Raw genomic sequence first — 13529 nt, 5'->3', positions numbered from 1 at the left:
TAAGACTTAGGTCAGCAAGAGACCGCCAGGGAGAAAAGACCATGACCGCCAGCATCGTCGGATGGGCGCATACGCCGTTCGGCAAGTTCGACACCGAAACCGTCGAAAGCCTCGTCACCCGCGTTGCCAACGAGGCGATGGCCGATGCCGGCATTTCGGCCTCCGATGTCGACGAGATCGTGCTCGGCCATTTCAACGCCGGCTTCTCGGCGCAGGATTTTACCGCCTCGCTGGTGCTGCAGGCCGACCCGAAGCTGCGCTTCAAGCCGGCCACCCGTGTCGAGAACGCCTGCGCGACCGGATCGGCCGCCGTGCACCAGGGCCTGCGCGCGATCGCCGCGGGTGCGGCCAAGATCGTGCTGGTGGTCGGGGTCGAGCAGATGACCCGGACCCCGGGTCCGGAGATCGGCAAGAACCTCCTGAAGGCGTCTTACCTGCCTGAGGACGGCGACACCGTCGGCGGTTTCGCCGGCGTGTTCGGCAAGATTGCCAGCTCCTATTTCCAGAAATACGGCGACCAATCCGATGCGCTGGCGCTGATCGCGGCCAAGAACCACAAGAACGGCGTTGCCAATCCCTTCGCCCAGATGCGCAAGGATTTTGGCTTCGACTTCTGCCGCGCCGAGAGCGAGAAGAATCCGTACGTCGCTGGCCCCTTGAAGCGCACCGACTGCTCGCTGGTCTCCGACGGCGCGGCCGCGCTGGTGCTGGCCGATGCCGAGACGGCCAAAGGCATGGGCAAGTCGATCGGCTTCCGCGCCACCGCACACGCCCAGGACTTCCTGCCGATGTCCAAGCGCGACATCCTTCAGTTCGAGGGCTGCACCATCGCCTGGCAGCGCGCGCTTGAGCAGGCCGGGGTGACGCTCACCGATCTCTCCTTCGTCGAGACCCATGACTGCTTCACCGTCGCCGAGCTGATCGAGTATGAGGCGATGGGCCTGACGCCGAAGGGGCAGGGCGCCCGCGCCATCAAGGAAGGCTGGACGCTCAAGGACGGCAAGCTGCCGGTCAATCCGTCCGGCGGGTTGAAGGCCAAGGGCCATCCGATCGGCGCCACCGGCGTCTCCATGCACGTGATGACCGCGATGCAGCTCGCAGGCCAGGCGCCCGAGGGCATGCAGCTCAAGAACGCAAAACTCGGTGGCATCTTCAACATGGGCGGCGCCGCCGTCGCCAACTACGTCTCCGTGCTGGAGCCGCTGAAGTAAGTCTCGTAGGGGCGGGCAAGGCGCTATGCGCCGTGCCTACCTTTTTCTTGCGCCAGATCATGGTGGGCGCGCTGCGCTTTGCCCACCCTGCGGCTCCTGGTTGATTTGCAGGGGAATGCATTATGAACAATAGCTACGAAGATCGCTCTCTCTCGACGCCCTCAACGAGCGCATCGCGATCCTCGAGGACAATATCCGCCAGCTGATCGAGCAGGCCGCGGCCGCCTCGGGCGAGCAGAACGAGTCGCGGATTGCCGACCGCATCAGCCAGCAGAACGACGAGCTCGACCGTCTCATCAAGATCCGCGACTCCCGCCAGAAGAAATAGCGGCCGCGTTGCGCATGCGGCCATACCCCCGTCGCCCTTGCGCGCACCGCGTCCCTGCCCTTAGCTGGACCGAAATCGCGAGGCCACTTCGAGAGCCCGCGTCATCGGGAGCGAACCAATGGGGCCGCTGAAGGGCGTCAAGGTCGTCGACATGACCACCGTGCTGATGGGGCCTTATGCGACCCAGATGCTCGGCGACTACGGTGCCGACGTGATCAAGGTGGAATCGCTCGACGGCGACGTCACCCGGCTGATCGGCCCGATGCGGCACACGGGCATGGGCCCGGTGTTCCTCAACACCAACCGCAGCAAGCGCTCGATCTGCCTCGACCTGAAGAAGCCTGGGGGACGTGAGGCCGTGCTGCGGCTGCTGAAGGACGCCGATGTTCTCGTCTACAACGTCCGTCCGCAGGCGATGGCGCGGCTCCAGCTCGGCTATGATGTCGTCTCGGCAATCAATCCGCGCCTGGTCTATGCCGGCGTGTTCGGCTTCGGCCAGGACGGGCCCTATGCGGCAAAACCCGCTTATGACGATCTGATCCAGGGCGCCACTGCGCTGCCCGCCTTGATGGCGCAGACCGGCGACGGCGTGCCGCGCTACGTGCCGAACGCGCTGGTCGACCGGATCGTCGGTCTCACGGCTGTCGGCGCGATCTGCGCCAGTCTCGTGCATCGCGACCGCACCGGCCGCGGCCAGCGTCTCGACATCCCGATGTTCGAGACCATGGCCGGCTTCGTCATGGGCGACCACATGGGCGGGCTCACCTACGAGCCGCCGCTCGACAAGGGCGGCTATGCCCGCCATCTCTCGCGCGACCGCAGGCCGTACAAGACCTCGGACGGCTATCTCAGCGTCATCGTCTACAACGACAAGCAGTGGGAGAACTTCTTCAAGGCGACAGGCCGCGACGATCTGCGCGCCGATCCCAAATTCGCGACGTTCGCCGGCCGCGCCGCCAACATCGACACCGTCTATGCCGAGCTCGCCCGGATCTTCGAGACGCGCACCACGGCCGAATGGATCGAGCTGCTGACCAAGGCCGACGTGCCTGTCATGCCGATGCACGACCTCGCGTCGATCCTGCACGACGAGCATCTGGAGGCGACAGGCTTCTTCCCGGTCGTCAACCATCCGACCGAAGGCCCGATCCGCAGCATGAAGGTCACCGCGACCTGGTCGGAGACCGAGGCCGAGCCAGTGCGGCTGGCGCCACGCCTCAACGAGCATGGCGCGGAGATTTTGCGCGAGATCGGCTACTCCTCCGACGAGATCGCCGCCATGGTCCGCGACGGCGTCACGCGCTCGGCGCCGGAGTAGGGAGGACATCATGAGCTTCATCACCGGCGTCGGCCTCACCTCCTACGGCAAGCACGAAGGTTCGTCCTCGCTCGACCTGATGAGCAGGGCGGCCCAAGCCGCGCTCGACGATGCCGGGCTCAAGCGCGCCGACATCGATGGCATCCTTTGCGGCTACTCGACCGTCTCGCCGCACATCATGCTGGCGACCGTCTTCGCCGAGCATTTTGGCATTCGTCCGTCTTACGCCCATGCCGTGCAGGTCGGCGGCGCCACCGGGCTTGCAATGACGATGCTCGCGCATCATCTCGTCGATGCGGGCGTCTGCCGCAACGTGCTCGTGGTCGCCGGCGAGAATCGCCTGACCGGGCAGAGCCGCGACGCCTCGATCCAGGCGCTGGCGCAGGTCGGACACCCCGACTACGAGGTGCCGCTGGGGCCGACCATTCCCGCTTATTACGGTCTTGTGGCCAGCAGGTACATGCACGAATACGGCGTGACCGAAGAGGATCTCGCCGAATTCGCCGTGCTGATGCGTGCGCACGCCTGCACGCATCCCGGCGCCCAATTCCACGATCCCATCACGGTCGCCGACGTCATGGCCTCCAGGCCGGTGGCGATGCCGCTCAAGCTGTTGGACTGCTGTCCGGTCTCTGATGGCGGCGCCGCCTTCGTCATCAGCCGCGAACGGACCGGAGAGGCCGGCGTGCGCATCCGCGGCTGCGCGCAGGCGCACACGCATCAGCATGTCACCGCGGCGCCCGGCTTGGGTGAACTCGGCGCCGAAATCGCCATTGCGCGCGCCAGGGAGGCCACCGGCCTTGCGATCTCCGACGTGCGTTACGCCGCGATTTACGACAGCTTTACCATCACGCTCGCGATGCTGCTGGAAGACCTCGGCCTTGCCGGCCGCGGCGAGGCGGCTGCGCGTGTGCGCTCCGGCCATTTCAGCCGTGACGGCGCGATGCCGCTCAACACCCATGGCGGCCTGCTCAGCTACGGCCATTGTGGCGTCGGCGGCGCCATGGCGCATCTGGTCGAAACGCATTTGCAGATGACGGGGCGAGCGACGAATCGCCAGGTGCGCGACGCCTCGATTGCGCTGCTGCACGGTGACGGCGGCGTGTTGTCGTCCCATGTCAGCATGTTTCTGGAGCGGCTGCGATGAGCGAGCGTCTGGCGGACTGGACCAAGGGCGAGCAGGCGATCGTTTTTCAAACCTGCACCGCATGCGGCCACGCGCAATATTTCCATCGTGCCTTCTGCGCGGCGTGTGGAACCGCCGATCCGCGCGAGGCGCGCGCCAGCGGCAAGGGCAGGGTCTACGCGACCTCGCTCGTTTGCCGTGCCGCCACGCCCGAGACGCGTGCGCACGTGCCCTACAACATCCTGCTGGTCGATTGCGCCGAGGGGTTCCGCATGATGGCCCATGGCGACAACGGGGTTGCCATCGGCGATGCGGTCACGGCAAGCTTCAAGCCGTTTGCGGGACAGCTCGTGCCGTTCTTCACGAAGGAAGCATAATGGGATTTCGTCATTCGGGGGCGGTCCAAGGACCGAGCCTGGAACGGGTATTCTGGGCCTGGCTTGCTAGGGCCGCGCTATGCGCGGTCCCGGGAGAGCCACCCCGGAATGACGAAAACTCTGAAACTCTGACTCAGCGCCCGTAGAATAATATGCTGGCGATGACGAGCATCGCCGTCACCGCCAGCATATGCGCAAGCGCTCCCGAGGCCGCCCCCTTGGTGGCTTCCTTCATGCGAATTCTCCCTAGACCTGGGCGTGACTCATCGTTGCGTGGTGAGCGCAAAGACGGCCAGTTTATTTTACTCGGAACACCCCACTTCGAGTATTCGTCGCGATCAAGTCCCCACGCGGCGAATATCGACTGTACCAAGGTCGATCAGCAATGCGGCGGCATTTTGACTCGATGTTGTTGCTCCTGCGTCGCTGCGCGAATACAATTTTTCAGGAGCTTGCCCCGACAACGACAATAAGCATCAAAGGCTCAAGGAAAAAACTCGATCATGGCCCGCATCGACTACAGCGATCCGTCCAAGGCATCCGACCGCACCCGCGAAATCCTCGACAAGAACCGCAATGCCAACATCTTTCGCATGATGTCGCATTCGCCGAGCTATTTTGAGCAGTACTGCCGCCTCGGTGGCGCCATCCGCCACAAGGGCGAGCTCGATCCAATCGTGCGCGAGCTCGCGATCACGCGCACCGGTATCTTGTGCGAGGCGCCGTACGAGATCATCGCGCACAAGCGCATCGGCAAGAATGTCGGCGTCACCGACGCGCAGAACGAGGCGCTGGAAAACTGGCAAGCTGCAACCTGTTTCGACGAGACGCATCGCGCGGCGCTCGCCTTCACCGACGAAATCGTGAAGCTGAAGAAGCCGACGGACGCGACCTTCAAGGCGATCGCCGCAAAACTGACGCCGGCAGCGCTCGTCGAGCTGCAGCTCTCGGTCGGCTTCTACATTATGACGTCGAAGTTCCTGGAGACTTTCGAGATCGATCTCCAGCCCGTCACCGAAGTGGTGGGCTGATCCAAAGCCTGGCTTGCGAGGGATGATCATGACGATCGATGAATATGCGGCCTGGGCCGCGACCATTGCGAAAGTCGATCAGCATCCTTCCAACGAGCGGCTGTCCTATCTCGGGCTCGGCCTCGCCGGTGAAGCCGGCGAGGTGGCCGACCATATCAAGAAGCTGCTGCGCGATGACTGGCTCGACAAGGCGGGTCTCGTCGACGAGCTCGGCGACGTCATCTACTACTGGGCCTGCCTGTGCGCCGCGACCGGCCAGCAGCCATCCGAATTGCTCAACGCCAGCGCCGCCAAGATCAAGCGGCGGCTCAGCGAGGCGGCGAGCCGCTAAACCAGCTGGGGACGGGATCACCTCTCGCAGAATCTCAGCCGCACTACGTCGAGGTCAGGATGTCGACCTTGGTATTGGCGACGATCAGGCGATCGGCCAGCAGCTGCGCCAGATTGCGCATGATGCGCTCGGACGCCCGCGGGTGCTGTCTGCGAAAGCGCTCGAAATCCTTCAGCGCGACTTCGAACGCGGTTGCTGCCATGTCCGCGAATACGTCGGCTGAACGGGCGGTCTCGATCAGCGCCATCTCGCCAAAGGCCATGCCGGCGGTCAGCGTCGCGAGCCTGACGCCGTCGGGCAGCGTGACATGCACCGCGCCGCTGCGCAGGAAGAACAGGGCGTCCGCGGCATCGCCTGTCGCCAGGATCTTTGCGCCGGACTGGTAGGTCCGGATCGCGCAGATCGAGGCGAGGTCCGTCAGCTCTTCCGCGCCGAGGCCGTCGAGCAGCGGCTGTTCCGAAAGGTCGGTGACCTCGTGAAAATCGATTGAGCCGCCATAGCGGTAAACGATCTGGTCTTCCGCCCATTCGATCGCGGTGTCGAGCAGATAGAAATCGCGGACGTTCTTCAGCTCCGCGGTCCATTCCCTCAGCGTATTCCACTCCTTGGACGCGCGCCTGACGCCGGATATCACCACCGTCACGTTGAGCGCGGCGAGGTCCTCGAAGGCCTCCGCGATCAGCCGCGCGCCGGCCCGCGTGGTGGAGGTCACGCGGTGCAGGTCGAAGATCACGAATTGCGGGCGCGGCCGCTCCGCCAGCCGGCGCGAGACGTAGTCGACCGCCGACAGAGATAGCGTGCCCACCAGCTCGATCACCCGCACCTCCTGCTCGTGCGCGGCCAGGATGTCGCGCTCCTGCTGACGGCGGACGCGACGCGACGGGCTCTTGCCGATGTCATAGTCGGCGATCACCGCGTTGCGGGCGTCGTCGCTGCGGTTGAGCATGTGCAGATCGTAATGCGAGGACAGCGCCTCGCAGACCTTGATGCCGCGCACGCTGTTGCCGTGCTTGTCGAGCTTCGGCGAATAGCTGCCGAGGCCGAGGCGGGCGGGGAGCGCCGCCAGAATGCCGCCGCCGACGCCGCTCTTGGCGGGAATGCCGATCCGGTAGATCCACTCGCCGGCATAGTCGTACATGCCCGACGATGTCATCACCGAGAGCGTGCGCGAGATCGCGTAGGGCGTCAGCACCTGTTCGCCGGTGACCGGATTGACGCCGCGATTGGCGAGCGTCGCCGCCATCACCGCGATGTCGCGCGCGGTGACCAGCACGGCGCATTGCCGGAAATAGACGTCGAGCACGCCGGCGACATTGTCCGAGATCACCGCATTGGTCTTGAGGAGATAGCCGATGGCGCGATTGCGGTCGCCGGTCTGGCTCTCGGACGTGTAGACCGCTTCGTCGACGGCGAGGTCGCGCCCGGCAAAGCGGCTGAGCGCGAGCCGGATCTGTTCGAAAGCCTCGGGGCCCTTGCTGTCGTAGATCAGCCCGGTGCAGGCGATCGCGCCGGCATTCACCATCGGATTGAAGGGATGGTTCTCCGCATTGAGCCGGATCGAGTTGAAGGGATCGCCCGAAGGCTCGACGCCGATCGCGCCTTCCACGCGCGTCGCGCCGAGCAAGTCGAGCGCCAGCGCAAACACGAACGGTTTTGACATCGACTGGATGGTGAAGGGCACGCGGCTGTCGCCCACTTCGTAGACATGGCCGTCGAGCGTCGCGAGGCTGATGCCAAAATAGGCAGGGTCGGCCTTGCTCAACTCGGGAATGTAGTCCGCGACATGGCCCGAGGTCTCGGCGGAGAATTCATTGAGGCACGAGTCGAGAAACCGCAGCAGCGGCGGCTTCGAGCGCGTCCAGGTGGAGGCAGGCGGTTGCGCTATCATCGGCTCCCTTGTGCAACGCAATCAGGGCACGCGCAACCCGTCCGGCGCCTTCGTTCGCCGTGGCGCCCGAACGCAAGACGCCGCGCGCCATCGCACTATGATCTGTTTCAGATTGTCGCGGATGAGAAGCGGCTGGCGGCGCGTGCTCAGCTCGCGACGATCGCGATCGTCTGGCCTTCGGCAACGAGGTCATCGATCTTCACGAGCAGTGATGTGAGCGTGCCTGAAGCGGGCGCGGGCACCGGTATCTCCATCTTCATGGCTTCGACGAGCACAACGTCATCGCCATCGGCGACGGTTCCTCCAACTTGCACGGGAGTTGCGCAGATGCGGCCCGCGACTTCCGTGACGATCTTAATTTCTGGCATGCCATCGCCTTTTTGTTGTGGTGGCAAAATGCCTGAGGTAGCGTCGTCTGCAAGTGGAATTTAATTCCGCATAGCGGAACAGACGGTAGGGATCATGGGACGACGTTCGGAGCGGTTAAGCAGGCAAGGTGCACTCGCTGGCGATGCCGGTGAAGGTGATGTCATCCAGGTGGTGTCGCGCGCGTTCGACGTGTTGCGATGCTTCGAGGGCCACGATAGCAGGCTCGGCAATCTCGAGATTTCAAATCGCTGCGGCTTGCCGCGCTCAACGGTGTCGCGGCTGACGCACACGCTGACGCGCATGGGGCAGCTAGTCTATCTGCCGCGTGACCAGAAGTATCGCATTGGTCCGAGCGCGGTGGCGATGAGCGCCTCGATGATGAAGGGCGCGCAACTGCGCAGCATGATCCGCCAGCGGCTGCAGGAAGTCGCCGAGCAATTGCCGGGCACCGTCGGCTTCGTCGTGCCCGATCGTTTCCATCTCGTCTATCTCCAGTTCGCGCGCTCGGCCTCTGCGCTCGGTCTGCACGAAGGCACCGGCAGCCGCATCTCGATGGCCTCGACCGCGGCCGGCGCGGCCTACACCGCGGCCTTGTCGCCCGAACTCGGCGATGCCTACATTGCGGAAATGGAGCGCGAAGCGCCGGAGGCCGCAAAAATCCTGCGGCCCCGCATCGAGGCTAACCGGCAGTCGCTGCGCGAGCGCGGCTATGTCACGGCCTGCGGCCTGTGGAGCCCGCACATCAACGGGCTCGCGGTGCCGATCTGGTCGCCGCAGTATCAGACCTTCGTGGTCGTCACGATCGGCCTCCTCTCGGCGATGTATGACGAGCAGCGTCTGCATGCCGAAGTCGCGCCGCTGATGGTCGCGCTTGGCCGTTCGCTCGGCAGCCTGATGGAGGGCGCGGAGGGCGACGTCTTCAACAACCGCATCTCGCGCAAGCCGGTCGCAATGGCCGTGCACAACAATAACAAGCCGATCAATTCGGAGGGAGAGAATGAACTGGAAGCCGGAACTCGACGAGCTCGCCCGGCGCGAAGCCTTCGCGCGGGAGATGGGCGGCGTTGACAAGGTCAAGCGACAGCATGACCAGGGCCGGCTGACTGTTCGGGAGCGTATCGATAAGCTGATCGACAAGGGCAGCTTCCACGAGATCGGTGCCGTTTCCGGCATCGGTGAGTACGATCCCTCCGGTGAACTCAAGACCGTGACGCCGGCGAACTGCGTGTTCGGCCGCGCGCGCGTCGACGGCCGTACCGTGGTCGTCGTCGGCGACGATTTCACGGTGCGCGGCGGCTCGGCGGATGCGTCGATCTCGGCCAAGCCCTTGATGGCGGAGGAGATGGCGCACGACTTCCGTCTGCCCATCGTCCGCATCATCGAAGGCTCCGGCGGCGGCGGCTCGGTCAAGACGATCGAGACCAAGGGCGCGGCTAACCTGCCGGGCGGCATCGGCGGCACGCGCTGGTATCGCTTCACGACGGAGAATTTGTCGCGCGTGCCGGTGGTGGCGCTCGGCCTCGGCTCGGTCGCGGGGCTCGGCGCCGCGCGTCTGGCCGCCAGTCATTATTCCATCATGACCCGGAAGTCCGCGATGTTCGTCGCGGGCCCGCCGGTGGTGAAGGCATTGGGCCAGAATCTCTCGAAGGAGGAGCTCGGCGGAGCCGACATCCAGACCCGCGCGGGCGCGGTCGATCATGCCGTCGAGACCGAGGATGAGGCCTTTGCCTGTGCGCGGCGTTTCCTCTCGTATCTGCCGTCATCGGTCTACGAGCTGCCGCCGACCTTGCCCTGCATCGACAATCCGGAGCGCAGCGAAGAGGCGCTGATGAATGCGGTGCCGCGCAACCGCAAGCAGGTCTACAAGATAAGGCCGATCATCGAGCAGGTGGTTGACAAGGGCTCGTTCTTCGAAGTCGCCTCCAATTTCGGCAAGCCTATTATTGTTGGTCTGGCGCGGCTCGAAGGCAGGGCGGTGATGCTGCTTGCCAGCGACAGCTTTCACTATGGCGGCTCCTGGACGGCGGATGCCTGCCAGAAGGTGGTGCGCTGGGTCGACTTCGCCGAGACCTTCCATCTGCCGATCGTCTATTTCATGGATTGCCCGGGCTTCATGATCGGTCTCGATGCCGAGAAGGCGGCGACGATCCGCCACGGCGTGCGCGCCATGGCCGCGGTCAACCAGACCACCGTGCCCTGGTGCACCGTGATCCTGCGCAACGCATTCGGCGTCGCCGGCGTGGTGCATCAGCCGGCGGACCGCTTCTCGATCCGCTACGCCTGGCCCTCGGCCTATTGGGGCTCACTGCCGCTCGAAGGCGGCATCGAAGCCGCCTACCGCGCCGACATCGACGCGGCCGAGGACAAGGCCGCCAAGCTCAACGAGATCCAGGAGCGGCTCAACAAGCTGCGCTCGCCGTTCCGCTCGGCCGAAAAATTCTGGGTCGAGGAGATCATCGACCCGCGCAAGACGCGCTCGCTGCTGTGCGAGTTCGCACGGCTGGCCGAGCCGCTGCGAAAAGCAGGACCGCCGGAGAATATGACGATCAGGCCGTAGGGTTCGTCGGGCACCATCGCGCATCGCGAGCGACGCAGGGGCCGTCGCCGGTTTTCGCGTCGAGCTGTCACCCCATGTCCTCCCGGCGAAAGGCACGATGCGAGGAACGATTTTTGGCGCTCCGCATTCAAGCCGCATGAGGAACCTGTATTTCGGCATCGGCGCTCTTGCCGGCGCGCTGGTTCTCCTCACGGTTTGGCTGGGCCAGCACGAACGCCAGGCGTCAATCGATCGCCTCGAGCAATGGGAGCTTCCGCGCTCACCTGAGCGCTAGCAGTTTGCTGAAAAATCTTGAAATGGAGAGTTTTCTTATTCTGTCCGGTCGTTGTTGGGGCGGCGTGGCGGAGTTGGATGTGATTTCTAGCCTGGTGTTGGGGGCACCCTGACGCTGGGTGGCTAAGGGGCAAGCAGTTTTGGAATGCGGATCAGGTTGTAGGCGATCAGATTGAGCAGGAAGTCGGCGGCGACGCGAGCGATGCCGCGATGTTTGGTCTTGCGCATGGTGCCGTGTTGCTTGCCCCATCCGAAAATGCACTCGACCATCGCCCGGCGCGATTGCGACATGCCGTACCCTGGATGCCGCGTGGTTCGTTCGTCGATGGCGCTGTTGCGGGTCTTGCCGGTTTTGGTGACGGCCTGGTTCTGTGTCACATGCGGCGTCACGCCGATGGCGCGAAGATTGGCGACATGATCGGCGGTATCGTACGCCTTGTCCTCACCGGCCGTGATGCGGCGGCCTGCGGCTTTGCGTCTCGCCTTCAGCATGGTCTCCGAAGCCCGGCGTTCGGCGGTGCCATTGGCATGCGTGACCCTGCCGGCCACCGCCAGCCCATGCCGGTTCTCCATGGTGGCGTGGCCCATATAGCAAAGCTTGGCCTCCCGTCCGGCCGCCTTGCGATAAAGCCGGCTGTCGGGGTCACTGGTGCTCGCGTGGGTGTCGTTCTTGCGCTTCTGGCCATGGAAGTTCGCGCCGTCATCATCGTCGCCGCTGCCGTCCTTGGGACGAAAGCTCTTCTGTGAAGCCCAGGCTTCGATCAGCGTTCCATCCACCGAGAAGTGCTCGTCCGACAGCAGCGGCTTGACCTGTGGATGGTTGAGAAGCCTGGTCATGAACTTCGTGAATACATCGCCGTTCTGCAGCCGCTCCCGGTTCTTGGTGAAGGTGGTCGGGTCCCAAACCGGATCGTCCGGCGACAGTCCCACAAACCACCGATACAAAAGATTGTAGTCCAGTTGCTCCATCAACTGACGTTCCGAGCGGATGCCGTAGAACACCTGCAGCAGCAGCGCACTTAGCAATTGCTCCGGAGGGATCGAAGGACGTCCCTCGCTGGCGTAGAGCCTCCCAAGGCTGCGGTTCAAATCACTCAAAACATCCCGGACAAGTTCCCGGACCTTCCGCAGCGGGTGGTTCGCTGGCACACGCTTATCCGGCGCGATGTACGAAAACAGGCCGCCCTGATCCGTAAACCTGCCGCGCATGATCGCCTCCGCCGAATCGAGATGATAAGTGAATCATCAAGCCCTCTCCGTGGCGAGGGGGTTCTTCAGCAGACTGCTAGAGCATGATCCGGACCCGAAAGGCCGCGTTAGCGCAAACCGGGCAGCGGTTTTCCCTCGCGACAAACGCTGAACGCGTTTTGCGCGGAGATCATGCTCCAACAATTACCTGAAGCGCCGTGAGGCTTCATCCCGATCGCATCGCGCTTTGGCAGCGCTGTCAAGACTGGCGGGCACGCCACTGCCGCCGCTTCAGCGGCGGCAGTGCGTGTTCTCGATCAACGCTTGGGTAGAGACGCCATCACTTCGCCCGCGTCTCCGTCTTCGAGGCAGGGTGTGACGGTCAACGGGAGCAGGTCGGACCATTGCGCGAGCCAACGATACATGGCTTTGGGATCACTCGATTCAGAGATCGCAAATCCCTGTCCGTTCATGCCATGCCAGCGCCCCAGCATCTTGACGCCTTCGGGCGGTGCGCCGCCGGTTTCCAGAAATCGGGCAACGGCTGCATTGAAGGTGCCTTGGGGTACACTCCAGGTGGTTATGAATTTCATGCGATTCTCCCATAAATGAAATTATTGGATGAATGCCGCGGCTGTGCCGCTTCCGCACGATAGCGCCTGTGCATCGAATAACAACGGCGAATGAAGGGGCGCTTGGTTTAATCCAGGGCGCGGTTCTCTGACACCGTCGCGACCTTCTGCGTCCCGCGCAAAGCTGACCTTATTGTATGTCGCAAAGCGTTGAAGGCGCCTGAGCCAGGCGCTCGCACCCTGCGAGTTAATCGTTTCGATCGCAACGTGTAGCTTATGAAAATTGAAGAGAGCAGCGCGCAAATGCAGCCGGTTTCGGCCGCTCTTTAGGCCCATTTCAGCCAAACTGATATTGGTTTCTCTTTGCCCGGGGCAGGCCTTCAATTTCGGAGTCCTGCAATGTTCAAGCAAGTTCTTTCTGCGTTTTTCGTCTTTGCCGTCAGCTCCATCGCCTCGGAAGCACGACCGTACCACCTTCAACAAGCTCCCGGATGCAACGTGACCATGCCCTGCGACTTCTCGTATTCGCAAACACGCCGCGAGCGAGTGTCCAGGAACTCACTACAAGCGTACCGTTCGATGCGACTGACAGTGACCGACGCCGGTGGCGCCGCCGCGGCGGTGAATGTCTCCGGCGCGCAGATCGTCGGCGGAAGGCCGGCGGGTTGCCCGTCGTCCTTCTGCGGCTGCGGCGCGGCCCTGCGCGTGTTTGGTCATATCGTGCCGGAGTTGAATCTCGCGTCCAACTGGCTGCGCTTTCCGCGGACGTCGCCGGCGCCGGGAATGGTGGCGGCGCGGCGCGGCCATGTCTTTGTCCTGGAGCAGCCCCTGGGAGGCGACATGTGGATGGCCTATGACGCCAATTCGGGCGGCCATGCCACACGGATACACGCGCGTTCGCTGCGGGGCTACACCGTCGTCAACCCGCGCGGCTGAAATGACGGGGAGGGTGCCCGGCCT

13 protein-coding genes and 1 pseudogene are annotated in these 13529 nt (G+C 63.9%); 10 read left to right on the top strand and 4 right to left on the bottom strand.

What is annotated here, in order from left to right; genetic code table 11:
* The first annotated feature begins 41 nt into the window (after positions 1-41).
* From ACTGJ9_RS28045 to ACTGJ9_RS28015, 7 genes and pseudogenes are all read left to right on the top strand, one after another.
* Entirely contained in the window at positions 42-1211 is a 1170-nt protein-coding gene (locus ACTGJ9_RS28045) for an acetyl-CoA acetyltransferase (protein ID WP_456673721.1), read from the top strand.
* Between the two features lie 122 nt (positions 1212-1333).
* Positions 1334-1539: pseudogene (locus tag ACTGJ9_RS28040) on the top strand (hypothetical protein).
* 118 nt (positions 1540-1657) lie between these two features.
* Positions 1658-2857 (top strand): CaiB/BaiF CoA transferase family protein, encoded by a 1200-nt coding sequence (locus tag ACTGJ9_RS28035; protein WP_456673720.1) that lies wholly within the window; start codon positions 1658-1660, stop codon positions 2855-2857.
* A gap of 10 nt (positions 2858-2867) precedes the next feature.
* Entirely contained in the window at positions 2868-4004 is a 1137-nt protein-coding gene (locus ACTGJ9_RS28030) for a thiolase family protein (protein WP_456673719.1), read from the top strand.
* On the top strand, positions 4001-4360 hold the full coding sequence (locus ACTGJ9_RS28025) for a Zn-ribbon domain-containing OB-fold protein (protein WP_456673718.1): 360 nt from the start codon (positions 4001-4003) through the stop codon (positions 4358-4360). Before ACTGJ9_RS28030 ends, ACTGJ9_RS28025 begins: the two co-directional genes overlap by 4 nt.
* A gap of 503 nt (positions 4361-4863) precedes the next feature.
* Positions 4864-5391 (top strand): carboxymuconolactone decarboxylase family protein, encoded by a 528-nt coding sequence (locus tag ACTGJ9_RS28020; protein WP_456673717.1) that lies wholly within the window; start codon positions 4864-4866, stop codon positions 5389-5391.
* A gap of 28 nt (positions 5392-5419) precedes the next feature.
* Positions 5420-5722 (top strand): nucleoside triphosphate pyrophosphohydrolase family protein, encoded by a 303-nt coding sequence (locus ACTGJ9_RS28015; RefSeq protein ID WP_456673716.1) that lies wholly within the window; start codon positions 5420-5422, stop codon positions 5720-5722.
* A 43-nt stretch (positions 5723-5765) separates the two neighbouring features.
* On the opposite strand, the gene glsA is transcribed toward ACTGJ9_RS28015, so the two are convergent.
* Together glsA and ACTGJ9_RS28005 are read right to left on the bottom strand one after the other, a co-directional pair.
* Positions 5766-7610 (bottom strand): glutaminase A, encoded by a 1845-nt coding sequence (gene glsA / locus ACTGJ9_RS28010; protein ID WP_456673715.1) that lies wholly within the window; start codon positions 7608-7610, stop codon positions 5766-5768.
* A 146-nt stretch (positions 7611-7756) separates the two neighbouring features.
* On the bottom strand, positions 7757-7978 hold the full coding sequence (locus ACTGJ9_RS28005) for an acetyl-CoA carboxylase biotin carboxyl carrier protein subunit (RefSeq protein WP_456673714.1): 222 nt from the start codon (positions 7976-7978) through the stop codon (positions 7757-7759).
* 94 nt (positions 7979-8072) lie between these two features.
* On the opposite strand from ACTGJ9_RS28005, the gene ACTGJ9_RS28000 reads away from it, so the two are divergent.
* Positions 8073-9047 (top strand): IclR family transcriptional regulator, encoded by a 975-nt coding sequence (locus ACTGJ9_RS28000; RefSeq protein ID WP_456673713.1) that lies wholly within the window; start codon positions 8073-8075, stop codon positions 9045-9047.
* Positions 8977-10536 carry an acyl-CoA carboxylase subunit beta gene (locus ACTGJ9_RS27995; RefSeq protein WP_456673712.1) on the top strand — a complete coding sequence of 520 codons (1560 nt, stop codon included), beginning with the start codon at positions 8977-8979 and terminating at the stop codon, positions 10534-10536. The genes ACTGJ9_RS28000 and ACTGJ9_RS27995 overlap by 71 nt, the downstream gene beginning before the upstream one ends.
* 396 nt (positions 10537-10932) lie before the next feature.
* Here the strand turns inward: ACTGJ9_RS27995 and ACTGJ9_RS27990 are convergent, their stop codons facing one another.
* Both ACTGJ9_RS27990 and ACTGJ9_RS27985 read right to left on the bottom strand, forming a co-directional pair.
* Positions 10933-12018 carry an IS5 family transposase gene (locus tag ACTGJ9_RS27990; protein WP_456673093.1) on the bottom strand — a complete coding sequence of 362 codons (1086 nt, stop codon included), beginning with the start codon at positions 12016-12018 and terminating at the stop codon, positions 10933-10935.
* Positions 12019-12314: 296 nt separating this feature from the next.
* Positions 12315-12590, bottom strand: a complete 276-nt coding sequence (locus tag ACTGJ9_RS27985; protein WP_018319867.1) for a DUF3303 domain-containing protein — start codon at positions 12588-12590, stop codon at positions 12315-12317.
* A gap of 378 nt (positions 12591-12968) precedes the next feature.
* Between ACTGJ9_RS27985 and ACTGJ9_RS27980 the strand changes: the two genes are divergently transcribed.
* The gene (locus tag ACTGJ9_RS27980; protein ID WP_456673711.1) at positions 12969-13505 is read left to right on the top strand and encodes a hypothetical protein; all 537 of its coding nucleotides are present in this window, start codon (positions 12969-12971) and stop codon (positions 13503-13505) included.
* Positions 13506-13529 lie beyond the last annotated feature (24 nt).

The sequence above is a fragment of the Bradyrhizobium sp. RDM12 genome, assembly GCF_051917485.1.
GTDB lineage: Bacteria > Pseudomonadota > Alphaproteobacteria > Rhizobiales > Xanthobacteraceae > Bradyrhizobium.
Note: the sequence above shows the minus strand (reverse complement) of the source record. Positions and strands in the feature narration are given on the sequence as shown.

Bases quoted from the DNA above. Each gene is read 5' to 3' on its own strand.
- ACTGJ9_RS28045 (WP_456673721.1), top strand. From the start codon at position 42: ATGACCGCCAGCATCGTCGGATGGGCGCATACGCCGTTCGGCAAGTTC.
- ACTGJ9_RS28035 (WP_456673720.1), top strand. From the start codon at position 1,658: ATGGGGCCGCTGAAGGGCGTCAAGGTCGTCGACATGACCACCGTGCTG.
- ACTGJ9_RS28030 (WP_456673719.1), top strand. From the start codon at position 2,868: ATGAGCTTCATCACCGGCGTCGGCCTCACCTCCTACGGCAAGCACGAA.
- ACTGJ9_RS28025 (WP_456673718.1), top strand. From the start codon at position 4,001: ATGAGCGAGCGTCTGGCGGACTGGACCAAGGGCGAGCAGGCGATCGTT.
- ACTGJ9_RS28020 (WP_456673717.1), top strand. From the start codon at position 4,864: ATGGCCCGCATCGACTACAGCGATCCGTCCAAGGCATCCGACCGCACC.
- ACTGJ9_RS28015 (WP_456673716.1), top strand. From the start codon at position 5,420: ATGACGATCGATGAATATGCGGCCTGGGCCGCGACCATTGCGAAAGTC.
- glsA (WP_456673715.1), bottom strand. From the start codon at position 7,610: ATGATAGCGCAACCGCCTGCCTCCACCTGGACGCGCTCGAAGCCGCCG.
- ACTGJ9_RS28005 (WP_456673714.1), bottom strand. From the start codon at position 7,978: ATGCCAGAAATTAAGATCGTCACGGAAGTCGCGGGCCGCATCTGCGCA.
- ACTGJ9_RS28000 (WP_456673713.1), top strand. From the start codon at position 8,073: ATGGGACGACGTTCGGAGCGGTTAAGCAGGCAAGGTGCACTCGCTGGC.
- ACTGJ9_RS27995 (WP_456673712.1), top strand. From the start codon at position 8,977: ATGAACTGGAAGCCGGAACTCGACGAGCTCGCCCGGCGCGAAGCCTTC.
- ACTGJ9_RS27990 (WP_456673093.1), bottom strand. From the start codon at position 12,018: ATGCGCGGCAGGTTTACGGATCAGGGCGGCCTGTTTTCGTACATCGCG.
- ACTGJ9_RS27985 (WP_018319867.1), bottom strand. From the start codon at position 12,590: ATGAAATTCATAACCACCTGGAGTGTACCCCAAGGCACCTTCAATGCA.
- ACTGJ9_RS27980 (WP_456673711.1), top strand. From the start codon at position 12,969: ATGTTCAAGCAAGTTCTTTCTGCGTTTTTCGTCTTTGCCGTCAGCTCC.